The organism is Hymenobacter saemangeumensis (assembly GCF_039541835.1).
In the GTDB taxonomy this organism is placed as follows: Bacteria; Bacteroidota; Bacteroidia; order Cytophagales; family Hymenobacteraceae; genus Hymenobacter; species Hymenobacter saemangeumensis.
Map to the genome: position 1 here is coordinate 67,547 of NZ_BAABGZ010000081.1, position 21,462 is coordinate 89,008.

Sequence of the window (21,462 nt, forward strand, 5' to 3'; positions counted from 1 at the left end):
TGTAAACCATCTTGCAGGCCCCTGATTTGCCGTCTGACTTCTGGGCTGCTCCCTACCATTTGGTCTGCCTCCTCAATCCATGAGCACCATTCGCATTCACACCACCCAGAACGTTACGCTGGAATACCAGGTCGCCAGTCTTGGCGAGCGCATCGTGGCGGCCATCATCGACAACCTCATCCTATTCGCCTGGCTGGTGGCCTGGGTGTTGGTATTCAGTGCGGTAAGGTCGGAAGATGTGGGCCACAATGAGCTGGTGCTGGGAATTGTCATTTTCATCGTTGGCATCCCTTACGTGTTCTACCACCTGCTGTGTGAGATTTTTTTCAATGGCCAGAGCCTGGGCAAAAAAGCCCGGCACATCAAGGTGATGCGACTCGATGGGACGGCTCCCCGGGTTGGCGATTACCTGATGCGCTGGCTGCTGCGCATCATCGATACCGGGTTTATGGGCGGACTGGTGGCCATCATCACCATTGCCGCCTCTGGCCGTGGGCAGCGCCTGGGCGACATGGCAGCCGGCACCACCGTGATACGATTGCTGCCCCGGGCCCAGCAAGCCACGCTGCTGGCACCCGAAACAAGTGCCCCGCAGGCCTATCAGGTGGTTTTTCCCGAGGCCGCCCGCCTTGCCGACCACGATGTGGCCACCATTCGCCAGATTCTGCACCAGGCGACATCCCGCGAAAACTACATGCTGCTCAATGAGGTGGCGAATAAGGTGAAAGCCCTAACTGGCATTCAGACCACCCTGCAGGACCTGCCCTTCCTCCATACCGTGCTGCGCGACCACGCTTACCTGGCAGCGAACAGCTGATTTTTTGATGTGCTGATTTTTTGATGTGCTGATTTGTTGATGTGCTGATGTGCTGATGTGCTGATGTGCTGATGTGCTGATGTGCTGATGTGAAAAAAAAGAATAAAAGAACGTCATGCTGAGCGAAGTCGAAGCATCTTGCCCGCAGCAGTAACTCCTTTTGATTGGGTTTACGCTCGTGGTAGAGATGCTTCGGCAAGCTCAGCATGACGTTCTTTTTTAATCAACTCATCAGCACATCAGCACATTAGCACATTAGCACATTAGCACATCAGCACATCAAAAAAAAACAACAATTACCACGGCACGGGCTGGCCCTGCCAGGTGACGAAGCTGCCGTTTTCTTCGGCGTGCAGCTGCTCGGCCAGGCGGATGATGCCGCGGGCGGAGTCGGCAGGGTCCTGGGTGGCGTGGGCGCCGCCCATGTCGGTGCGCATCCAGCCCGGGTCGACGACTACTGAAATCAGGCCCATGTGGCCGATGTCGGCGGCCAGGCTGCGCATGTACATGTTCATGGCGGCTTTGCTGGCGCTGTAGTGGTAGGGGTCGCCGGAGGCTTTCCAGGTAAGGGAGCCATAGCCCGACGACAGACTGATGATGCGGGCTTTGCGGCCGGCGCGCAGCAGCGGCAGCAGGGCCTGGGCCACCAGCAGCGGCCCGATGGCATTCACCATCATGGTTTCGACGGCGTCTTCGGCCGTGAGCTGGCCCAGCCGCTGCTGGGCATCGCCGGAGCCGGCGTGCGGATACACGCCGGCGTTGTTGAGCAGAATCTCCAGGCCGTCGGTGGTAGCCGCCACGGCCTGCACGGCCGAGCGGATGGAATTTTCCTGAGTGACGTCCAGCGGCACAATGTAAAGACGGTCGGAGTAAGCTTGTTCCAGCTCGTGCAGCTCGGTGGCTTCCGCCGGCTGGCGCACGGCGGCAAACACGGTGTCGCCCCGCTGCAGGTACTGGCGGGTAAGTTCGAGGCCAAGGCCCCGGTTGGCTCCGGTAATGAAAGCGCGCATAGGGTGGGGAGGAGGAATTAAGAGTGGTATTGGGGCCCTAAGTTTACGCAAAAAAGGCCACCCCCTGGCTCAAACCAGTCCTGCTCCCGGCATGGACCATCATTCACTTTTCCCGATGAGCATTATTGTATCTGCCCTTCCGGTGAGCGAAGCAAGCGCGCTTATCCCGCAGCTGGCCGGCCTGCTGCAGCACGTAGTCGATGGCGGCGCGGCGCTAGGTTTTCTGGCGCCGCTAAGCCCGGAAGGTGCCACCGCATACTGGCAGGAAGTGGTGCAGGACCTCGAAGCCGGCCCCCGGCTGCTCCTGGTGGCCCGCCATGCCGAAACCAATGAGGTGCTGGGCACCGTGCAGCTCGACCCAGCCACCCGGCCCAACGGCCTGCACCGCGCCGAAGTAGCCAAGATGATGGTACACAGCAAGGCCCGCCGCCAGGGTATTGGCCGTCAGCTGCTGCAGGCCCTGGAAACGCAGGCCCGGCAGCTGGGCCGCACCACCCTGGTGCTCGACACCCGCGAAGGCGACGTGGCCGAGCCGCTCTACCAGGGCATGGGCTACCAGCGGGCCGGCCGCATCCCCGACTACGCCCGCAGCAGCGACGGGACCTTGCACGCCACCGTGGTGTATTACAAGCTGCTGGGCGCTGAAGCCGAAAGTTCCACCGCTGCCTTGTCGCCCAACCCTTCCAAATAGAATTTATGCTCTTGCCTCAGCATGGTAACCGCTTGTACCTGGCTGCTCTTGGCTTGGCCTGTGCGCTGGCGGCATGTGGAGGCTCATCAGCGCCTGCTGGTCAGCCTTCCATATCCCAGCAGGCAGCAGGCTCGCCTGACCCTAACTCCCGCGCTTCTCTATCGCCCCAGGGCTCTGTTAGTGCAACAGGGCCGGCTCCTGCTGACAACGGAGACGTGCCCGCCCTCCATAGCCTGGAGATTAATGATAACACCACGCTGGCACCCGGCCTGGTCGTCAGCTACCAGAGCATTCCCCGCCCTGCTTCGACAGTCGTGCGCGACCCCTGTGATATTGGCATCATGTTCAGCATCCGGTGGTCGGGCAAAACGATTTTTCGTGATACGATGAATGGCTGTGACTATGACCCGGAATTAGTTGATTCAACTATTCGGAAGGTTTATCCACTGTGGTTGCCTACCAGCAAAGCTTCGGGCGAGCTGCTGGTAGTGTTTAATAACCGGCCTTCAAAAGACCTGGCCCGGCGTTTTTTCATCCAGGGACAGCTGGTTACGATGATTGATACGCTGCCAACGTTCGATGGCCCGGCCCGGGATGCTGACGGAGACGGTAAACGGGAATTTTCAGGTACTCTGGAGTACGGAGAAGAGTGGGAAGACGAGAAAGGCCGTCTACGGCACGCTTACAACCCTACCTTATTCTACGAAGTGCGACCTACGGGCTTAGTGCTTGATTCTACTTTAACAATGCGGCGGGCCCGCGTGCAGTACGGTAAATTTTACGGGTTCGATTATTCCACTGAGCCCCTTATCCTCGCCAAGTAGTCTATTATTAGCAGTTCGGGCCTGGCCCAAAACAAAAGGGGCAACCGTCGCGACGGCTGCCCCTTTTCGATTATGGCGTAAATGCAGGGGGCCTTAGCCTGCCGCTACGGCCTTGCGCCGGCTGACTTTGGGCTGGCGCTCCACGCCCTGCTCCAGCAGCTCTTCGTCGCGCTCGCTCTTCTTAATGGTCCAGCTCAGCGAGTACAGGTCTTTGCGGCGGTCGCGCAGGTTACGCACGGCACCGCTGGTGTTGAGGTCCTTGAGCAGGTCCAGGTCCAGGTCGGCGATGAGTGTCATCTCGGTGTTGGGGGTGGCTTCGGCCACGATGGCGTCGTGGGGGAAGGCAAAGTCGGAGGGGCTGAACACGGCGCTCTGCGAGTACTGAATGTCCATGTTCTCCACCCGCGGCAGGTTGCCCACCGAGCCGGTGATGGCCACGTAGCACTCGTTTTCGATGGCCCGGGCCTGGGCGCAGATGCGCACCCGCTGGTAGGCGTTCTTGGTGTCGGTCCAGAAGGGCACGAACAGAATTTTCACGCCCTCGTCGCTCAGCATGCGCGCCAGCTCGGGGAACTCCACGTCGTAGCACACCAGGATGCCGATTTTGCCGAAGTCGGTGTCGAAGCACTTGAGCTTGTCGCCGCCGCGCATGCCCCAGTAGGAGGCCTCGTCGGGCGTCACGTGCAGCTTGTACTGCTCGTCCATGGTGCCGTCGCGGCGGCAGAGGTAGGCCACGTTGTGCAGCTTCTCGTCTTCGTACACGGGCATGGAGCCGGCCACGATGTTGATGTTGTAGCTGACGGCCAGCTCCATCATCTTGGTTTTGATGGGTTCGGTAAAGGCGGCCATGGCCCGGATAGCCACCGCCGGCGAGTCCTCGTTGGTGAGGGCCATGAGCGGAGCGTTGAAAAACTCCGGGAACATCACGCAGTCGGCCTTGTAGCCGCTCACCGTGTCCACGAAAAACTCAATCTGCTGCAGCAGGTCTTCCAGGCTGCGGGTGGCCCGCATCTGCCACTGCACAATGCCGATGCGCACGTTGGACTTCTGGTTGCCGATGAGCTTTTCCTCTTCTTCGTAGTACACGTTAATCCATTCCAGCAGCGTGGCGTAAGCCTTGCTTTCGGAGTCGTAGGGCAGGTAGCCGCGGATAATTTTGCGGACGTAGAACTCGTTCGACAGCTGGAAGGTGAGGATGGGGTCAACCAGCTCCTTGTTGCGCACTTTTTCCACGTACTTGGCCGGCGTCATCTCGCCGGCGTAAGCCGCGTAGCCGGGAATACGGCCGCCGGCAACCATGGCGCGCAGGTTCAGGTTTTCGCACAGCTCCTTGCGGGCGTCGTAGAGGCGGCGTCCCAGGCGCAGGCTGCGGTACTCAGGGTCCACGAATACGTCGACGCCGTAGAGCGTGTCGCCGTCGGCATCGTGGGTGTCGAACTTGCCGTTGCCCGTGATTTTGGCGTAGGTGTGCTTGTCGCCGAACTTGCTGTAGTCCACAATAATGGCCAGGGCTGCCGCTACCAGATTGCCGTTGTCTTCGATGCCAATCTGCCCTTCGGGAAACTTGCGCAGCAGGGCGCTGAACTCGTCGGCCGACCAGGAGCCTTCCATGTTGGAGTACACCTTGTCCATGATGTCCTTCACAGCTTTAAAGTCGGAGCGTCGCAGCGTGCGCAGCACCAGCTTGTGGGCCGGCACGGCGGTCGGGGTGAGGCGCTCATCCACGCTGGGCTTGCCTACCTTCTTGGCGTGGGAGCCGCTGGTAGCTTTGCCGTTGGCAGTGGAAGCAGCAGATTTACCGTTGGAGGAAGTTGTTGACATATGTAAGAGACGAAAGTGCCTAGCTTGTTAAGAATGAGGGCTATGCCGGACGGGTTGCCGCCCGTGGCAGCGTCAGGTACCGGCAAATTTACCCGTTAAAAAACCCGTCGGCTTGAGGACCGACGGGTTTTTTAACGAAAAGCAGCCGCTAACGGTGCCGTATCAGCCAAAAATTAATCCTGGGAAGGAGGAGTTTTTGGTTTCTTGTTACTGGTTGCTGGTATCTTGTTCGAGCGACAACCAGAAACTAGAAACAAGAAACCAGCAACCCTTAGAGCCGGGCTACCCGGCGGGTGGCCGTGCCGCGGGCGGTGGTCACGGTCAGCAGGGCCACGCCGCGGAAGCTGCCGAACAGCTCGGCGCCCAGCTCGATGCTGCCCGATACGCCGGTAAGCTGCCGGCGGAAAAGCTGACGCCCGGCCAAATCCGTGGCGCTAACCTGGAGCGCAGCACTGCCCGCAGGCACAGTCAGGGTCAGCGGGCTGCCCACGGCCGAAGGGTTGGGATATGCTGCAAGCGCGGCGTCCATTGCGGCGTCGTGCGTGCCCAGCGTCATCGGGCGGCGGTAGGTGTCGCGGTACTCCACATTGGTAATGGTTTCCTGGCCCCCGACCATGGTGGTGGTGATGGTAAGCACCGGCACTTTGCTGGGCAAGGCCGCGCTGGTGCGGGCCAGCCACTTGTATTCGCGGCGCACGGGCAGGGTAATGCCCTGGCCGGCCATGCCGCCGATGGCAATGCTGTCGTGGTCTTCCAGGCGCGTCACCAGGCGCACCGTCTGGAAAGTGCCAAAGGGCGTGGTGAGCGTGCCCCAGGCGTCTACCTTGTTTACACGCTTGCGGCGCTGACTCAGAAAGCCGGTCATGGGCACGCTTACCTCAAAGTAGGAATTGCAGGAGTCGGGCAGGCTGCTGTAGCTGATGGGCAGCTTATAGATAATGTCCTGCTTGCCCTGCTGGTAGGTTACCGGCACGCCCGTGCCGCTCAGGTTGGCCGAGAAGCCCACCGAGCGGTAGTCGGCAGTGGCCGCGTTGTAAAACTCGTGCACGTCGGAGATGGGCAGGGCCGTACCGGCGGGCAAGGGCAGGTTGGTGGGCGAAGCCAGGTTGGCGCGGTTGGCCCCCGAAAACAGGGAGTTGAACGTGAGCTGTATCAGCTGCCCGGTTACCGTGGCTGGCCCCAGGTAGCGCTCTACGCGCTGGCTCACGGCCACCAGAGAAGAGTAGTTCCAGGTCTGGTTGGCGCCGCGGCGCGTGAGGGGCGGGGCGGTGGCCGGCAGCACGGCGGCGGCCTGGCTCAGGCGCAGGGTGTCGTTTACCGCCGGCAGGTCGGCCCGTACGATGCTGGGTGAGGTCTGGGCCTGAACTGCTACGAGCGGAGCAACGGCTAGAAGTACAAAAGAAAGGTAGAGGTTCCGACGCATAATTACCTGATTTTAAAAAGCGCACTAAATTACGAGGCAAAGCTGTTATCTCGGTTTTTTTATAGAAAAAACGCGGCCTGCAACAGGTGTCTCCCTCGCAATGGATACGCGGGAGCACCAGTTACAGGCCGCGTCCTGGTTGGCAGCCGCGGCAGCAGGCCAGCTATACGCCCTGCATCTCCGGCACTTCACCTTCCGGCACCACCAGCTTGCCGGCGGTGGCGGCTTTAATCTGCCCCACGGTCACGCCGGGCGCGCGCTCGCGCAGCACGAAGCCGTCGGGCGTCACGTCGAGTACGGCCAGCTCAGTCACAATCTTTTTCACGCAGCGCAGGCCCGTAATGGGCAGGGTGCAGTCGGGCAGGAGCTTGCTGCTGCCATCCTTGGCCACGTGCTGCATGGCTACGATGATGTTCTTGGCCGAGGCCACCAAATCCATGGCGCCGCCCATGCCTTTTACCATCTTGCCGGGAATCTTCCAGTTGGCGATGTCGCCGCGCTCCGATACTTCCATGGCCCCGAGTATGGTCAGGTCCACGTGCTCGCCGCGAATCATGCCGAAGGAGTCGGCCGAGGAGAAGATGCTGGAGCCGGGCAGGGTGGTGACGGTCTGCTTGCCGGCGTTGATGAGGTCGGGGTCGACCTGGTCTTCGGTGGGGAAGGGGCCCATGCCCAGCAGCCCGTTTTCCGACTGCAGCTCCACGCTGATGCCTTCGGGAATGTAATTGGCCACCAGCGTGGGAATGCCGATGCCCAGGTTGACGTAGGAGCCGTCTTTAACTTCTTGCGCAATGCGCTTGGCGATGCCGTGTTTGTCCAACATAGGTTTTAGGTCTTAGGGACTTAGGGCTTAGAAAAGCTAAGCCGCAATTCGCTTCTTTACAGTCTGAATGAATTGAGTGAGCATTTTCCGAATTTCAGTGAGCTCACTCTGTGATTGTAGCCAGGTTTCAGGCTGGATATACCCCAAATCGTGTGCTAAAAGTAGCTGATAATCAAGTTCGCTTGCCGAGCCTGCGGCTATGGTTAGGAACCTTGCCAGCTCCGCATCTGAGCCACGGCCGCAGCCTTCCGCAATGTTGGTTGGGATAGAGGAAGCTGCTCGACGCATCTGGCTAATCAAACCAAAAAGCTCTTCGCGCGGAAAAGACTGAGTCTGTGCATAGATAACCAACGTAAGCTGATGGCTGCGCCGCCAAATTTGTAGGGAGCGGTAATCCAGCATGAGTTAGGTTTTAAGACTTAGAGACTTAGGACTTAGTTGTTCTGATGAATGCCTGTCATAAGCTTTTGGAACGAGCACGATTTAATTAAAAGAACTTACTAAGTCCTAAATCCTAAGTCCCTAAGCCCTAACAGTTCTCTGCTCGATGCGCTTCTCATACTTCTCGCCCTGGAAGATGCGCTGCACGAAGATGCCGGGGGTATGAATCTGGTTGGGGTCGAGCTCACCGGCGGGCACCAGCTCTTCTACCTCGGCCACGGTGATTTTGCCGGCCGTGGCCATCATGGGGTTGAAGTTGCGGGCCGTGCCTTTGTAGATGAGGTTGCCGGCGGTGTCGCCCTTCCAGGCTTTCACGAAGGCGAAGTCGGCGTGCAGGGCGGTTTCCAGCAGGTACATCTTGCCGTTGAACTCGCGGCTTTCCTTGCCTTCGCCTACCTCAGTGCCGTAGCCGGCCGGGGTGTAGAAGGCCGGGATGCCGGCCCCGCCGGCGCGGCAGCGCTCGGCCAGGGTGCCCTGCGGAATCAGCTCCACTTCCAGCTCCCCGCTCAGCAGCTGGCGCTCAAACTCGGCGTTTTCGCCCACGTAGCTGGAAATCATCTTTTTCACCTGCTTGGTTTGCAGCAGCAGGCCAATGCCGAAGTCGTCGACGCCGGCGTTGTTGGAGATGCAGGTCAGGTTGCGCACGCCGCGGCGCAGCAGCTCCTGAATGGAGTTTTCGGGAATGCCGCACAGGCCGAAGCCACCCAGCATCAGGGTCATGCCGTCGGCTATGCCTTCGAGGGCAGCCTGGGCATCGGGTACTACTTTGTTTATCATGGGAGAGGTGGGAAATGGAGCGGCAAATTACGGCAGCGGCCCGGCTACGCCATGCCTGCGCAAAGCTCGTAGCCGGGCCGCCGGAAAAAGCAGGAAGCCGCGCAAGGCGAAAGAGGTAGAGACGCAACATCTTGCGTCTCGTCGTTGAACGACCGGATAGAGGATGAGCTGCGCAAAGGGCACTCCCAAGTTGGTGTACTGGCTTTGTTCTGCCGTCCGCCTCACCCCCCGCCCCCAAAAAATGCTTAATTCGCATTTCCGAAAGGGAGAGGGGGAGCCGGTATGGAATACCCCTATTCCAACTTGGGGTGCGTTCTAAATGGCGCAGTCCCAGAGACGCAGGCAGGCGGCTTTACAGCATACTGTAAGCGCCAGGGAGGTGCTTCCAGTGAGCCGCCAGAGCGCACTTATTACCTGCGGGGCGGGGCAGGGCGGGCCGGAGCCGCTGGCCGGACCGTAGCCGATGCCGGCGGGTTATAGTCGACGGGCAGGAACTCGCCGATGCGCTCAAAGCCCCAGTACTCGCCGTTGTACACGTCCAGGGGGTTGAGCAGGGAGCCGTTGGCCTGAATCTCAGCTTCCTTGCCCTGCAGCTTCAGGCGCGATACCTGGCGGTTGGCCGGGTAGGTGGTACCCCGGGGCGGGGCACCCAGCGGCGACATCTTGCGCTTGTAGCGCGGGTCGGGCGCTTCGCCGAAGTAGGCAACCTGCAGCTCGCCAGTGAAGCGCAGGTAGGTATGCCTGCCGTCGGCCGACACCCGGCGGATGCTGTCGATGGGCAGGGCGTTGGTGTTAAGCGTCGCCGTCACCGGCACGGCCCGGGCCCAGCGGTCCAGGGAGTCCTGCTCGGCAGCGGTGAAGGCGCCGTCGGGCCGGCTTTTCTGCAGGGCCTCGCGCTGCTTTTCAATCTGCTCGTAGCGGGGGTTGTACAGCACGCGCACCTGCTGCACCAGGAAGCCCTCTTCCTTGAGCCGGTTCTGGTACACGCTGCGCAGGAAGTGCATGAAAGAGCCTTTGTAGGCGGTGAGGCGGTTGGCGGCCCACTTGCGGCGCTTGGCTTCGTCGGGCGAGGTCATTTCCTCAAACACGGGCTGGCCTACGTAGGCAACCGAGCCGTCGTCTTCGTTATGGCTGAAGTCGAGGCCGAAGTATTTCAGGCGGTAGCCCAGCGCGTCGTTATCAATCTGCACATACTCCTTGGCCCGGACGCTGAGCTCATTGTCGGTGTCGTCGAAAAGCACGCGCACCGCCTCGGGGTTGCTGATGGTACACTGGGCCGAAAAGGAGGTGCCCCCCAGAAACAGCTCGGTGAATTTCTTGTACTCCTCGGGCTTGTTGGGGGCGGGCTGCACCACCACTTCGCCCAGCTGCTGGCCGGTGGGGGCCAGGCGCAGCGTCACCTGCAAAGGCGTGGGGCCAACGGTAATGGTTTGCTTGGCCAGGCGGTAGCCCACGTAGGAGCCCACCAGCTCGTAGGTGCCGGGCGGCACCTTGGCGAAGTCGAACGTGCCCGACTCCGTGGTAGTGGCACCCAGGGTCGTGTTGGCCAGAAAGACGCTGGCAAACGACAGGGGCTCGTTGGTAATCGAGTCCTGCACCACGCCTTTGATGCGGCCCTGGGCCTGGGCGGCGCTGAAGCTTACCAGCCAGCCGCAGCATAAAACAAGTATGCGCAAGTAGTTCATTGGGGTAATGATAGTTAGAATAACTGAAAAGCCGGGCTTAGGCCAACGCGGCCCGGGTAGCCTGCTCATCCAACGCCAGCTGGGCTGTTAGCGCGTCCAGGCCCTGGTATTTTTCCTCCGGCCGCAGCCAGGCCACAAATTCCAGGGTCAGCTCCTGGTCGTAGAGGTCGCCGCTGAAGTCGAGCAGATTCACCTCAATGGTCTGCTCTAAATCCGCGCCAATTGTGGGACGCACGCCAATGCTGAGCATGGCCTGGTGGCGGCTGCCGGCGGTCGTAATGGCCCATACGGCGTAGATGCCCCGGGCGGGCACCAGCTTGAGCGGCTCGGTCAGGGCCAGGTTGGCGGTAGGGTAGCCGATGGTGCGGCCCAGCTTCTGTCCGTGTACCACGGTGCCCGTAAGCGGGTAGCAGTAGCCCAGGTAGCGGTTGGCGGTGGCAATGTCGCCCGAGAGCAGGGCCCGGCGGATGCGGGTGCTGCTTACGCCCACGGCGTCCACGTCTTCCCGCGGAATCTCCTCCACCGTCAGCCCGTAGCGGTCGGCGTGCTGGCTGAGGTAGTCGAAGCCGCCTTCGCGGTTTTTGCCAAAGCGGTGGTCGTAGCCGATAACGAGCTGCCGGGCACCCACGGTGCGCAGCAGCAGGTGCTGGATGTACTGCTCCGAGGTCCACTCCGAAAATTCCCGGGTGAAGGGCACGATGAGCAGATAGTCGACCCCCGCGTCTTCGAGCTTGGCAATTCGCTCGTCCAGGGTGTTGAGCAGCTGCAGGGCCAGCAGCTCGGGGTGGGTGGGGGGCGGCCCCAGCACCAGGCGGGGGTGGGGCCAGTAGGTAATCACCACCGAGGGCCCGCCGCTGGCCTGGGCTACTTCGCGCAGCCGGCTCAGAATACGCTGGTGCCCCACGTGCACCCCATCGAAGGTGCCGCTGGTAACCACGGCATTCGTGAGGAACGGGAAAAGCGCAGGGTCGCGGAATACTTGCATCGGGGAGTAACGGAAAAGGCCCGGGCTTACTTGAAACGCTCGGCGTAGCCGCTCTGCGTTAAGAATTGACGGGCATCGGCAATGTTGAGAATTTCCCTGACGGCCTTGCCCTTGTTGGAGGCACGGTCGTAGTAGGCTTTGGTAATCTGGTAGCCAATGTAGTAGCCAAGGTCGGCCGGGCGGCCGGCGGGGCGCTGGCCACCGTAGAGCCACAGAGCGAAGCTGTCGTCTTCGCCCAGGTTCTGGTCGCGCTCAAACTCCCGCCAGAGCTGCGGCTCCCGGCCCCGGGCGTAGTCGTAGTTGGCCCCGCCGGCTGGCTGGCCCGAAACCAGCTCGGCCAGAAAGTCGGCGCTGCCTTCAATCAGGCACTGCTCCAGCAGAATCTTATACTTGTAGGGTATATGCTGCTGGGCATGAATAGCTTCGTGGGTGACGAGAGGGGCAATGGCCGCCGGGTCGTTCATCTCGGCCCCCACCAGCTGGCCCAGGGCCACGGAGTTGCCGCCCACCTGAAAGCCGCCAATGGCAAAAAACACGGGCGGGAACACGGCCGACGGATACAGCTTTTTCAGGGCGGCAAAGGCTTTTTTGCATTGCGGAATGGCCTCGGCCATGCGCAGCGTGGCGGGGCGCACCCGGGCATAGTCGGCATGTCGGCGCTGTACTACTCTGAGCAAGGAGTCGGGGTGGGCCAGGCCGTTTTTCTCCAGCAGAATGCGGGCGCCGGGGCTGGCGGGCTTGTAGTACAGCTCGGCAAAAGGGTTGCCGGGCTGCCCGGTCTGCCAGGCGTCGAACGCGCGCCAGAAGTTGGTGACGTCCTGGGTGAAAAACTGCGCCTTCCGCGGGTCGGTTTGAGTGGCCGGGGCCGGAGACTGCGCCCGTGCCGTCAGGCCCAGCATGCTCAGCAGCAAAGTCAGGTAGAGCGGGGGAATGCGCATATCCGGCAAGGCTTATTCCGCGTCCGGCGTTTGGGGAGTAGCAGAGTCGGCATGTGTGGCCTGGTAAAACTCCAGGCCGGCGCGGCGCTCGGGCTGCCGCTCCCGGCGGGGCCGGGGTCCGGCTTCGCCTTCGGGGCGGGGCGGGCGCAGGGCCTGCACGGCTTCCATGGTCCAGGCATCGGCCAGGGAGAAGGCCCCAATGCGGGTGCGCACCAGCTTGCTGAGGTGGGCTCCGCAGCCCAGGGCGGCGCCAAAGTCGCGGGCCAGGCTGCGGATGTACGTGCCTTTGGAGCATACCACCCGGAAGTCGACTTCCGGCAGGGCAATGCGGGTCAGCTCAAAAGCTTTTATCTCGATGGTTTTGGCCTTAATCTCGGCTTCCTGCCCGCTGCGGGCCAGCTCGTAGGCCCGTTTGCCATCAATCTTGACGGCCGAAAACAGCGGCGGCGTTTGCTGAATGCTACCCACAAACTGCCGGGTAGCAGCCAGCAGCTGCTCTTCGCTCAGGTGCTCGTAGGGCTGCGTGGCATCAACGGCCGTTTCCAGGTCGAAGCTGGGGGTGGTCTGGCCCAGGCGGAAGGTGCCGGTGTATTCCTTTTCCTGGGCCTGAATGAGGTCGATTTCCTTGGTTTTCTTGCCCGTGCACAGAATCAGCAGGCCGGTAGCCAGGGGGTCGAGGGTGCCGGCGTGACCAATTTTGCGGATACGCAGGGTGTTTTTCACCTTGCGCACCACATCAAACGAGCTCCAGGTGAGGGGCTTGTCGAGCAGCAGGATTTCGCCGGTCTCAAAGTCGAAGTCGGCCAGGGCTTTGGGGCTCATAGAATTTCTAGGGGAAGGTCGAGGCCCAGCAGAATCAGCAGCAGGGCGCCTACGATGATGCGGTAGATGCCAAAAGCGCGGAAGCCGTACTTGGTGACGAAGCCCACGAACAGGCGGATGGCGAGCAGGGCCACCACAAAGGCCACCACGTTGCCCAGCAGCAGCAGCTTCACTTCCTGCCCCGAAAACAGCCGGCTGAAGTCCACGCCCGCGGCTTTGGCGTCTTTGTAATAGTCGTACAAGTCTTTGGCGGCCGCCGCCGTCATGGTGGGCAGGGCCAGGAAAAACGCAAACTCGGCGGCGGCTTTGCGCGTCAGCCGCTGGCTGAGGCCGCCCACGATGGTCGCGGCCGAGCGGCTCACCCCCGGAATCACGGCCAGGCATTGGAACACGCCAATCACAAACGCCTGCCGGAAGCTGGGGTTGGTGACGGGGTGCCCGCCCTCGCCCGGGTCTTCCTGGGGAAACCAGCGGTCGATGAATAGCAGCACAATGCCGCCCAGCAGCAGGGTGCTGGCCACTACCGGCACCGACTCGAGCAGGGCGTCGATGTGCTTTTTCAGCAGCAGGCCCACCACCACCACCGGCAGAAAGGCCACCAGCAGCTTGAGGTAAAAGTCTATGCTTTGCAGAAAGCGTTTCCAGTACACCACCAGCACCGACAGGATGGCGCCCAGCTGAATCACCACCATGAAGAGCTTGTTAAACGCCGTGGGCTGAATACCCAGCAGCGCCGAGGCAATAATCATGTGCCCGGTGCTGGAAATGGGCAAAAACTCAGTAATGCCCTCCACAATAGCGAGCAGCAGCGCGTGCCAGTACGTCATTTTGCAATGAACAATTAACAGTGAGCAATGAGCAGTGGCGGCCGGGCTGAGCCAGGGGTCAGGCGCGCCACCGTCTCATCGGAAAAGGCTTACAGCCGCTTGTAAGCCGGGGCGGTGGGAGCCGTGGGAGCAGCCGGGGCAGCCGCCGCGTCGGGCGAGGTGAAGGAGGCGGCGGAGGCGGCCGTCGGCGCCGTGTGCAGCGACTTGTCGCGCACCATAATGGCCGCAAACTCAATGCCGAAGCCCAGCACCAGCAGAAGGGGGCCCAGCGTAATGCCAATGAAGTCTTCGCCGTACTGTTCCTTGTCGCCGAACTTCATGGTGATGAAGCCGGCGGCCAACACGGCAATGCCCAGCCACATCAGGCGGAAGTTGCGGGGACCAAAAGCAAAAGCAGGGGCAGGTTTGGAGGGTTGCATAGGGTAGTTGTCAGTTGTTGGTTGTCAGTTGTCAGCTTGTTCTCGTAAAGCAGCCGGCAGAACGATACTGGCAACTGACAACGAACAACTGACAACTACGAAATCAATACAAGTCGTCGAGCGACATTTTTAAGTATTTGTGCACAGCCCGCAGGGAGCTGAAAAAGCCAATGACTACGCCCAGCGCAATAATGCCCAGCAGCATAGCGCCCAGCAGCAGGTCGTCGCGCAGCAAGCGCAGCTCCAGCACCTCCAGGTAGGCATATTGCAGCAGCGCCACCAGAATCAGCGCCGCCAGCAGGCCGCTGGCCAGGCCTTGCCAGGCTGCCCGGCGCAGGAAAGGACGCTGAATAAAAAGCCGCGTCGCACCCACCAGCTGCATGGAGCGAATAAGAAAGCGCTGCGAGAATAAGGCCAGCTTGATGGTGTTGTTTATCAATACTATAACCACCGTGACGAGCACTGCCGCAAAGCCCAGCAGCACCAGGCTCAGCTTGGTGATGTTCTCGTTGATGAGGGCAAAGAAGTCGCGCGGGTACTCTACCTCAAACACGCCGCGCTCGGTGCTCAGGTTTTGCTTGAGCTTCCGCAGCTGCGTGGTGTCGGTGTATTCGGGCTTAATTTTCAGCACGTAGGCATCGCGCAGCGGGTTGTCGCCCAGCATCTGTCGGTAGTCTTCGCCCGTACTTTGTAGTAGCTGCCGGGCGCCTTCTTCCTTGCTCACAAACTTGATTTGGGGCTGGCCGTTCTTCTGGGCCACGTAGGGCAGGTTGCCCAGGTCCTGCTGCAGGCGCAGCAGCTCGGTTTCGGGCAGGTTACGGTCGAGGTACACCTGCACCTCCAGGTTTTCGCGTACCACTTCGCTCAGCTTGTGGGCGTGCACCAGCAGCAGACCAAACAAGCCGGTTACTACCAAGGCCAGCGTGATGCTGAACACCACCAGGAAAGTAGGGTAGGAGCCTAGCTTTTTCTTGCGGGTAGACGGGGAGGTAGGTGCGGCCATATTTCGGCAAAGGTACTCTTGACAGTGAACAGTTGGCAGTGAGCAGTGAACAATTACGTTCTGTGAGCCTGCATGGCCAGCCCGGCGTGGTGGCATTGTTCATTGCTAACTGTACACTGCTCATTGATTTCACATCACCGTGCGCGGGTCCTCATTCACATTGAGGATTTCCCGGCCCTCCCGGGCTTTCTGGGTGTTGCGCTCTTTGCGGCGGGGCCCGATGCGGCGGAACAGCTCCCCAAAGGTGTTGAACTGCTCGGTATGCAGCAGGGAGAGGCCGGCGCGGGCCTGGTTGCTTTCCAGGTCGCGGGGCGTGGTTTCGTAGCGAATCTTAGCGCGGAACTTGCCGTCGCTGCTCAGGAAGTATTCCAGGCTCAGGTCGCCGAGCAGGGAAGCCTGGCCGGAGCTGCCCGGCAGGTTTCCCCCGGGGGTGCCGGCGGCGGCCGTGTTGGTGAAGCCCCCCTCGCGCGTCACCCGCAGGCGCCCGTTCAGGAAGGAGTAGCTCAGGCGCACCTGCAGGGCCTGCAGCTGCTCGGCCGTCAGCCCGTTGATGTTGAAGTCGATTTCCAGGTTCTGGTCAATCTGGGAAGTCAGCAGGCCTAGCTGCGTACTCAGAATCTGGCCCAGGCTGTTTTGCACGGTGTTGTCGTTGCCCCGAATGGAAATCTGGGTGAAGGAGCCCGGCGGTGAGAGCTGCTTAAATACCAGCAGGCTGAATACCTGCCGGTTCAGCTCCTGCTCGTCGTTGCGCAGGGCCGAGGTAAAGCCAGCCAGCTCGCTTTGCAGCGTCCCCGGCGCATCGTTGAATTCCAGGTTCAGGCGGATGGCCGGCAGCAGCAGCGGCCCGGTCAGGCTCATCACGGCCGTTACGGGCACCACGGCGCGGCTCGAGGTGGAGCCCGAGGGCAGCACCGGCGCCAGCGAGGTGCGCTGGGTGTAGGTAGCCGTCACGTTCATCTCGCCGGCCAGCGGGTCGCCGTTCCAGGTGATGAGGCCACCCGGGCGCACCTGAAACTCTTTGTTTATCAGGCCCTGCAGGGTGAAGTTGTAGGCGCCGCGCACAATCTCCAGCTGCCCGTACATGTTGAACTCCCCGCGGGTGTCGATGTTCATGCGAATCTGCCCGGCCGCCGAGCCCCGGATGATGTCGCCGGTGCTTTCATCCAGCAAAATCTCGACATAGGCATCCGGCGTCACCGTCAGGTTGAAGTTGAGCTGAATACCCGACAGGTCCAGCTTTTCCTGCGCGGCCACGGGCAGGGCCTTTTTGGCCGCTACCGTGTCCGATACGTTGTTGTTTACAAACTTTATGTAGCCCGCTTTCTGGGCGCGGGCGGCATTGTCGAGGGGCAGCGAAAGCCGGGTGCCCGCGTCGCTGCTGGCCCGCACGGTTACGCTCAGGTCCGACACCGGGCCGGTAACGCGCGCCGTGCCGGTTGCATAGGCGGTGCCGAAGTACAGGTCGTTGTCCTTGCGGGTGGTGTTCAGCACCTGCAGCTTGCGGTAGCTGGCGGAGATGTCCAGGCTCATGTTGTCGAAGCCTTTGTGGCGCACCACGCCGTCGACCGTACCGATATTGCCCAGGGCATCGCGCAGCCGCACGTTGCGGAAGCTGATGCTGTTCATGGTAAAGTTGATGCGGTCGGCGAAAGTGTAGGTCGTCTTCAGGTAGTCGAAGGTGAGACGCCCGTTTTTCACATCAACCCCACCCGTGAGGTTGGGGCTGGAGAATTGCCCGCTCAGGCGCAGCTCGCCGCGGCCGGTGCCGCCCAGGTTGCTGAACAGCGAGCCCAGAAACGGCTGAGCCAGCACAATGGGAGCGTTGTTGAAGGTGCCGGTGAGGTTAAACTGGTTAGTCGGGTCCTGCGGGGCGATGTCGCCCAGCACGGTCAGCACCGATTGTCCTCCCCGGGCCACGTCGAGGTTCACGCGCAGCTTGCCGGCGCGGTTGTCCCAGTCGCCCCGCCCGGCTACCTGGCCAATCAGGGTACCGTCATAAGTCAGGGAATCCACCCCGATGGTGCTGTTAATCAGCAGCGGGCCGTACACCCCGCTCATAGTGCCCTGGGCGTTTACGCGGCCGCCCAGCCGCTGCCCGGTCAGGGTGTTCAGGGTGGCCAGCTCAAAGTCCTTTACCGTCAGCTGCAGCGGGGGCTGGCTCACATCTTCCGAGATAAACCCTTGGGCGCCCACAAACTGCTCGCCGTTGCTGAAGGTCAGGTTTTTAATGTCAAAGTCGCGGCCGTAGTTGGAGATGCGAACCGAGTTTTCCGCCGCAATGGTCCACTGCTTGTCGAGCAGGTTGATTTGCGACTGGCGGAACACCACTTCCACCATGCGGGGCAGAAAGCCCAGGGAACCGTTGATGGTGGCCTTGTTGGTGGTGCCCGTCTGCGCCAGGGAGGTCGAGAAGTTGATGCGCTGCTGGTCCCACACGCCTTCCACAATGAAGTTGTTGGTGGCTCCCAGGCCCGGCAGCACCTGCCGCTCCGACGTCACGCTGGCCTGGGCCAGTACGTCGGGCTTGTAGGGCAGCTTGGAAGTGAGGAAGTCGAAGTCCACGTTGGTGGTTTGCACCGGGCCGTAGCGGAGGCTGTCCAGGTGCCCCCCCAGCTGGAAGATGGAGGTCTGCCCGTTGCGGAACGAGCCGTCGATGCGGGTGCCGGGGGAGACGCGCAGCTCGGGCACGAACAGGGCCAGCACGGGGTTGGCATTTTTCAGGTCCAGCAGCATGTCAACCTCATACACGGGCAGCTGCCGCTGCCGCTTGCGGCGGTAGTAGTCGCTGGTGGCGGCCTCGTTGCTTTCGAAGTTCAGGCGGTACTCGGTGAGCAGGGTTTGCACGTCGCGCACCATGTCCGAGGTGTTAAAGGTGCCGCTCACCAGCAGGTTGGCGGCTTCCGAGCGCAGCGACACGCGCCGCTCGTTGCGGCGGTTGCGGGTGCTCACCACGTCCAGCGTGTCCAGCTCCAGCTGCCGGCCCTGCAGGCTGAAGCGGGAGTTGCGCAGGTAAACATGGCCCACCAGCGAGTCGAGGGCCACGCCGCGCAGCTGCACATCGGCCGTGGTGCTCACAATAAGGGGCTTGTTCAACAGGCCGATGGCCCGCAGGTCAGCTTTCTCAATCCGGGTGGTCAGGTCTACTTCCTCGTGGGCATGGTCCAGGTCAATCTGCCCGTCGGCTACCAGCTTCAGGTTGGGGTCGTTCACGCTGAGGTGGCCATCAAACGACATCTGGTGGAAGTCGCCGTCCACCACGATGTTCTGGTAGCGGTAGCCGTTAAGCCAGATTCGCCTCACGCCGGCCGTGACTTCACCCCGGGCCGTAGGCGGCAGGAAGCCCACGCCGGCCACCTTGCCGCTCATGGTCACGTCGCGGATAATGCTTTCGTCGCCCAGAAAGCGGCCCAGCTGAAAGTTGTCGGTTTTGACGTTGCCCGAGTACACGGCCGTGCGCAGGTCGCCCTTCTGCTTCAGGTTAACGTCGGTTACCACCTGGCCCAGCTCGGTGTCGAAGCGGGCGTTGGCCACAAAGTCGCTGTAGAAGCCCAGCACCTGGCCTTCGAGCTTCACCCGGCCCAGGCGCTGCACAATGGTGTTGGCTTCGGCCGGCAGCCAGTGCTGCAGGTCGGTGGTTTCCACCACCGAGGGCAGCAGGCGCAGGTCGATGAAGCTGTCGCGGTAGTTGGGCAGGTTGTCGGCGTGGGCGCGCTTGGCCACAATGTGGGTGCCCTTGCCGTAGCGCACGTCCAGGTTGTTCACCTTGAAGTCGCGCACGTAGCCTTCGGCCTCGCCCGATATCATCACCGACTCGTGCAAGTCGGTGAGGGCCGGCGCAAACTTGGCGATGTCGTCGGAGTACACCCGCGAGCCGCGCAGCCGCGCAATGGTCTTCATCGAGTCGTTGTAGTCGGTGAAGTTGCTGAAGGTGCGGTACTCAAAGCGCACGTAGTCGCGCACCTGGCTGCGGCCCACGCGCAGGTTCAGGTCCTTGAACTCCCAGAAATGCTCGTGGTACTGAATGTCGGCCGTGATTTCCCGCAGCCGGGTCTGCGACGGGGTTTCAATGGCCCGCAGGCCCATCAGCCGCGCCCGCAGCGTGTCGCCAAAGTGCAGGTGGGAGATATCGGCGTAGATGCTGTCGACCACCAGGTGGTCATAGTCGATGCTCTTGCCATAATATGGCTCGCGCGGGTCGCCCACCTTTTCAATGGCAAAGTGCCCGTTGCGCAGGCCAATCTCCGAGATGCGAAAGTCGAAGTCCGTGGTCGAAGTATCGGTTTTGGGGCCTATCAGCCGCTTCACGGAGCTGATGAACTGGTCCAGCGTGGTGGAGTCGGGCTGTCCGGCCAGGTTTTTCAGCTCGAAGCGGGGCTCGTGCAGCGTGAGCTTGCCGATGTGCAGCTGGTTGGGGTTGAGCACCGAGAACAGGGCGATGTCGGCGTCGGCCCGGCCAATGCTGAACAGCTCACCACCAGCCCGGTCCAGCACCTGCACACCCTCGAGCAGCACCCGCGAAAAGGGGCGTATGTCCACGCGGCCAATCTTTACCTGCTGGCCCAGCCGCCGGGTGAGGGTGGCTGCTGCCTTGCGCGCAATGTTCGTCTGTACGCTCGGCACCCGCAGGGCAATGAGCACGCCGGCCACCGCCAGTACCAGCACCAGCACCAGGCCCAGCAGTACTTTTAAGACGACGGAAAGAACGCGACGCACAGCGGTTAAGGACAAAAGAGCGAGCAGAAAAAAAGCGCAGTTGAAACCGCAAAGTTGCGGCTTTTTAGCGGGTTAAAACAATCAGCCCCCAGCCGAAACGCACTGCGCGGGCTCAGGGTTGACCGAAAAAGTAAGACAGGGGCGCGAACTTTGTGGTTCAGAGCTCCGGCTCGTACTCCTTAAATATCGTTCCAAACCGCGAAATCCCGAATGGCCCCACCACAGCGGCGGCCTTCTACTAGCCCGCTTCCCTATGCCTGACTTTCCCCGCATCCTGGCCATCGAATCATCCTGCGACGACACCGGCGCGGCGGTGATGGCCGGCGGCAAGCTGCTGAGCAACCTCGTGGCCACCCAGAAAGTGCACGAGCAGTACGGCGGCGTGGTGCCCGAGCTGGCCTCCCGGGCCCATCAGCAGCACCTGCTGCCGGTGGTGACGGCCGCCCTCAAGGAAGCCGGCATCAGCAAGCACGAGCTCGACGCCGTGGCCGTAACCCAGGGCCCCGGGCTGCTGGGCTCCTTATTGGTAGGGGGCATGTTTGCCAAAACCTTTGCCCTGGCCCTGGGCAAGCCCCTGATTGCCGTCAACCACATGCGGGCGCACATCCTGGCCCACTTCATCCGCGACCCCAAGCCCAGCTTTCCCTTCCTGTGCCTCACGGTGAGCGGCGGGCACACCCAGCTGGTGGTGGTGCGCTCGGCCCTGGATATGGAGGTTATTGGCCAGACCATCGACGACGCGGCCGGCGAGGCCTTCGACAAAACCTCCAAGCTGCTGGGCCTGCCGTACCCCGGCGGCCCCCACCTCGACAAGCTGGCCCGGCAGGGCGACCCCCAACGGTTTGCCTTTCCCGTGGGTGCCATGCCCGGCTACGACTTTTCCTTCAGCGGCCTGAAAACCTCGGTGCTTTACTTTCTCCGTAAAGAAGTAGCCGCCAACCCCAGCTTCGTTGCCGAAAACCTGGCCGACCTCTGCGCCAGCATTCAGCATACCATTGTGGCCACGCTGCTGCGGCAGCTGCGCCGCGCGGCCACCGATACCGGCCTACGCCAGGTAGCCCTGGCGGGCGGTGTGGCCGCCAACTCCGGCCTGCGCACGGCCCTGCAGCAGGAAGCCGAAGCCCAGGGCTGGGAGGTGTTCATCCCGGACTTTGCCTTCTGTACCGACAACGCCGCCATGGTGGCCGTCACGGCCCACTTCCAGCTCGAGGCGGGCGACCTGGCCACCCAGCTTATGAGCCCCGACCCCCGGCTGAAGCTGACTTGAGGAATGGTACGTCCGGTCTTTGTCATTGCGAGCGGAACGCAGTGGAGCGCGGCAATCCGTCCTGTTCTCAGCGACTAGCCTAAGGATGTGATACACTCTTTTTTCTTGATTACTACACGTTAAGGTGTCACACCTCATTGGCGCCTGAATGCTAGAGGAAGGATTGCCGCGTTCCG

The 21,462-nt window shown here is 61.6% G+C and carries 18 protein-coding genes; 4 read left to right on the forward strand and 14 right to left on the reverse strand.

Features of this window, described 5'->3' with window-relative positions; translation table 11 throughout:
- Nucleotides 1-79: 79 nt before the first annotated feature.
- Nucleotides 80-817: an RDD family protein gene (locus tag ABD919_RS22145; RefSeq protein ID WP_345238272.1), complete on the forward strand. Its 738-nt coding sequence runs from the start codon at nucleotides 80-82 to the stop codon at nucleotides 815-817.
- Between the two features lie 296 nt (nucleotides 818-1,113).
- Here the strand turns inward: ABD919_RS22145 and ABD919_RS22150 are convergent, their stop codons facing one another.
- Nucleotides 1,114-1,827 (reverse strand): SDR family oxidoreductase, encoded by a 714-nt coding sequence (locus ABD919_RS22150; RefSeq protein ID WP_345238273.1) that lies wholly within the window; start codon nucleotides 1,825-1,827, stop codon nucleotides 1,114-1,116.
- A 115-nt stretch (nucleotides 1,828-1,942) separates the two neighbouring features.
- Here ABD919_RS22150 and ABD919_RS22155 point away from each other — a divergent pair, with 115 nt between their 5' ends.
- Together ABD919_RS22155 and ABD919_RS22160 are read left to right on the forward strand one after the other, a co-directional pair.
- Nucleotides 1,943-2,518, forward strand: a complete 576-nt coding sequence (locus tag ABD919_RS22155) for a GNAT family N-acetyltransferase (RefSeq protein ID WP_345238274.1) — start codon at nucleotides 1,943-1,945, stop codon at nucleotides 2,516-2,518.
- 215 nt (nucleotides 2,519-2,733) lie between these two features.
- Nucleotides 2,734-3,342, forward strand: a complete 609-nt coding sequence (locus tag ABD919_RS22160; protein ID WP_345238275.1) for a hypothetical protein — start codon at nucleotides 2,734-2,736, stop codon at nucleotides 3,340-3,342.
- 93 nt (nucleotides 3,343-3,435) lie between these two features.
- Here the strand turns inward: ABD919_RS22160 and ABD919_RS22165 are convergent, their stop codons facing one another.
- From ABD919_RS22165 to ABD919_RS22225, 13 genes are all read right to left on the reverse strand, one after another.
- Nucleotides 3,436-4,974: a carbon-nitrogen hydrolase family protein gene (locus ABD919_RS22165; protein WP_425556430.1), complete on the reverse strand. Its 1,539-nt coding sequence runs from the start codon at nucleotides 4,972-4,974 to the stop codon at nucleotides 3,436-3,438.
- Between the two features lie 460 nt (nucleotides 4,975-5,434).
- A complete protein-coding gene (locus tag ABD919_RS22170; protein ID WP_345238277.1) occupies nucleotides 5,435-6,586 on the reverse strand; it encodes a hypothetical protein in 1,152 nt (383 codons plus the stop codon).
- 163 nt (nucleotides 6,587-6,749) lie between these two features.
- Nucleotides 6,750-7,409 carry a CoA transferase subunit B gene (locus ABD919_RS22175; RefSeq protein ID WP_345238278.1) on the reverse strand — a complete coding sequence of 220 codons (660 nt, stop codon included), beginning with the start codon at nucleotides 7,407-7,409 and terminating at the stop codon, nucleotides 6,750-6,752.
- Nucleotides 7,410-7,445: 36 nt separating this feature from the next.
- On the reverse strand, nucleotides 7,446-7,811 hold the full coding sequence (locus ABD919_RS22180; protein WP_345238279.1) for a four helix bundle protein: 366 nt from the start codon (nucleotides 7,809-7,811) through the stop codon (nucleotides 7,446-7,448).
- Nucleotides 7,812-7,931: 120 nt separating this feature from the next.
- Nucleotides 7,932-8,627: a CoA transferase subunit A gene (locus ABD919_RS22185; RefSeq protein WP_345238280.1), complete on the reverse strand. Its 696-nt coding sequence runs from the start codon at nucleotides 8,625-8,627 to the stop codon at nucleotides 7,932-7,934.
- A gap of 410 nt (nucleotides 8,628-9,037) precedes the next feature.
- Nucleotides 9,038-10,312: a carboxypeptidase-like regulatory domain-containing protein gene (locus tag ABD919_RS22190; protein ID WP_345238281.1), complete on the reverse strand. Its 1,275-nt coding sequence runs from the start codon at nucleotides 10,310-10,312 to the stop codon at nucleotides 9,038-9,040.
- Nucleotides 10,313-10,349: 37 nt separating this feature from the next.
- Nucleotides 10,350-11,297, reverse strand: a complete 948-nt coding sequence (locus ABD919_RS22195) for a bifunctional riboflavin kinase/FAD synthetase (RefSeq protein WP_345238282.1) — start codon at nucleotides 11,295-11,297, stop codon at nucleotides 10,350-10,352.
- A 26-nt stretch (nucleotides 11,298-11,323) separates the two neighbouring features.
- Nucleotides 11,324-12,235 (reverse strand): gliding motility protein GldB-related protein, encoded by a 912-nt coding sequence (locus ABD919_RS22200; RefSeq protein WP_345238283.1) that lies wholly within the window; start codon nucleotides 12,233-12,235, stop codon nucleotides 11,324-11,326.
- A 12-nt stretch (nucleotides 12,236-12,247) separates the two neighbouring features.
- Nucleotides 12,248-13,057, reverse strand: a complete 810-nt coding sequence (gene truB / locus ABD919_RS22205) for a tRNA pseudouridine(55) synthase TruB (protein ID WP_345238284.1) — start codon at nucleotides 13,055-13,057, stop codon at nucleotides 12,248-12,250.
- A complete protein-coding gene (locus tag ABD919_RS22210; RefSeq protein ID WP_345238285.1) occupies nucleotides 13,054-13,884 on the reverse strand; it encodes an undecaprenyl-diphosphate phosphatase in 831 nt (276 codons plus the stop codon). The genes truB and ABD919_RS22210 overlap by 4 nt, the downstream gene beginning before the upstream one ends.
- An 89-nt stretch (nucleotides 13,885-13,973) precedes the next feature.
- Nucleotides 13,974-14,303, reverse strand: coding sequence for a DUF3098 domain-containing protein (locus tag ABD919_RS22215; RefSeq protein ID WP_345238286.1), 330 nt, complete (start codon nucleotides 14,301-14,303; stop codon nucleotides 13,974-13,976).
- 103 nt (nucleotides 14,304-14,406) lie between these two features.
- Nucleotides 14,407-15,306: a cell division protein FtsX gene (locus ABD919_RS22220; RefSeq protein ID WP_345238287.1), complete on the reverse strand. Its 900-nt coding sequence runs from the start codon at nucleotides 15,304-15,306 to the stop codon at nucleotides 14,407-14,409.
- Nucleotides 15,307-15,435: 129 nt separating this feature from the next.
- On the reverse strand, nucleotides 15,436-20,019 hold the full coding sequence (locus tag ABD919_RS22225) for a translocation/assembly module TamB domain-containing protein (RefSeq protein WP_345238288.1): 4,584 nt from the start codon (nucleotides 20,017-20,019) through the stop codon (nucleotides 15,436-15,438).
- A gap of 253 nt (nucleotides 20,020-20,272) precedes the next feature.
- On the opposite strand from ABD919_RS22225, the gene tsaD reads away from it, so the two are divergent.
- Nucleotides 20,273-21,286 carry a tRNA (adenosine(37)-N6)-threonylcarbamoyltransferase complex transferase subunit TsaD gene (gene tsaD / locus ABD919_RS22230; protein ID WP_345238289.1) on the forward strand — a complete coding sequence of 338 codons (1,014 nt, stop codon included), beginning with the start codon at nucleotides 20,273-20,275 and terminating at the stop codon, nucleotides 21,284-21,286.
- The last annotated feature ends 176 nt before the right edge of the window (nucleotides 21,287-21,462 follow it).

Bases quoted from the DNA above. Each gene is read 5' to 3' on its own strand.
- ABD919_RS22220 (WP_345238287.1), bottom strand. From the start codon at position 15,306: ATGGCCGCACCTACCTCCCCGTCTACCCGCAAGAAAAAGCTAGGCTCC.
- ABD919_RS22150 (WP_345238273.1), bottom strand. From the start codon at position 1,827: ATGCGCGCTTTCATTACCGGAGCCAACCGGGGCCTTGGCCTCGAACTT.
- ABD919_RS22200 (WP_345238283.1), bottom strand. From the start codon at position 12,235: ATGCGCATTCCCCCGCTCTACCTGACTTTGCTGCTGAGCATGCTGGGC.
- ABD919_RS22175 (WP_345238278.1), bottom strand. From the start codon at position 7,409: ATGTTGGACAAACACGGCATCGCCAAGCGCATTGCGCAAGAAGTTAAA.
- truB (WP_345238284.1), bottom strand. From the start codon at position 13,057: ATGAGCCCCAAAGCCCTGGCCGACTTCGACTTTGAGACCGGCGAAATC.
- ABD919_RS22190 (WP_345238281.1), bottom strand. From the start codon at position 10,312: ATGAACTACTTGCGCATACTTGTTTTATGCTGCGGCTGGCTGGTAAGC.
- tsaD (WP_345238289.1), top strand. From the start codon at position 20,273: ATGCCTGACTTTCCCCGCATCCTGGCCATCGAATCATCCTGCGACGAC.
- ABD919_RS22185 (WP_345238280.1), bottom strand. From the start codon at position 8,627: ATGATAAACAAAGTAGTACCCGATGCCCAGGCTGCCCTCGAAGGCATA.
- ABD919_RS22215 (WP_345238286.1), bottom strand. From the start codon at position 14,303: ATGCAACCCTCCAAACCTGCCCCTGCTTTTGCTTTTGGTCCCCGCAAC.
- ABD919_RS22170 (WP_345238277.1), bottom strand. From the start codon at position 6,586: ATGCGTCGGAACCTCTACCTTTCTTTTGTACTTCTAGCCGTTGCTCCG.
- ABD919_RS22155 (WP_345238274.1), top strand. From the start codon at position 1,943: ATGAGCATTATTGTATCTGCCCTTCCGGTGAGCGAAGCAAGCGCGCTT.
- ABD919_RS22165 (WP_425556430.1), bottom strand. From the start codon at position 4,974: ATGGACAAGGTGTACTCCAACATGGAAGGCTCCTGGTCGGCCGACGAG.
- ABD919_RS22180 (WP_345238279.1), bottom strand. From the start codon at position 7,811: ATGCTGGATTACCGCTCCCTACAAATTTGGCGGCGCAGCCATCAGCTT.
- ABD919_RS22210 (WP_345238285.1), bottom strand. From the start codon at position 13,884: ATGACGTACTGGCACGCGCTGCTGCTCGCTATTGTGGAGGGCATTACT.
- ABD919_RS22145 (WP_345238272.1), top strand. From the start codon at position 80: ATGAGCACCATTCGCATTCACACCACCCAGAACGTTACGCTGGAATAC.
- ABD919_RS22195 (WP_345238282.1), bottom strand. From the start codon at position 11,297: ATGCAAGTATTCCGCGACCCTGCGCTTTTCCCGTTCCTCACGAATGCC.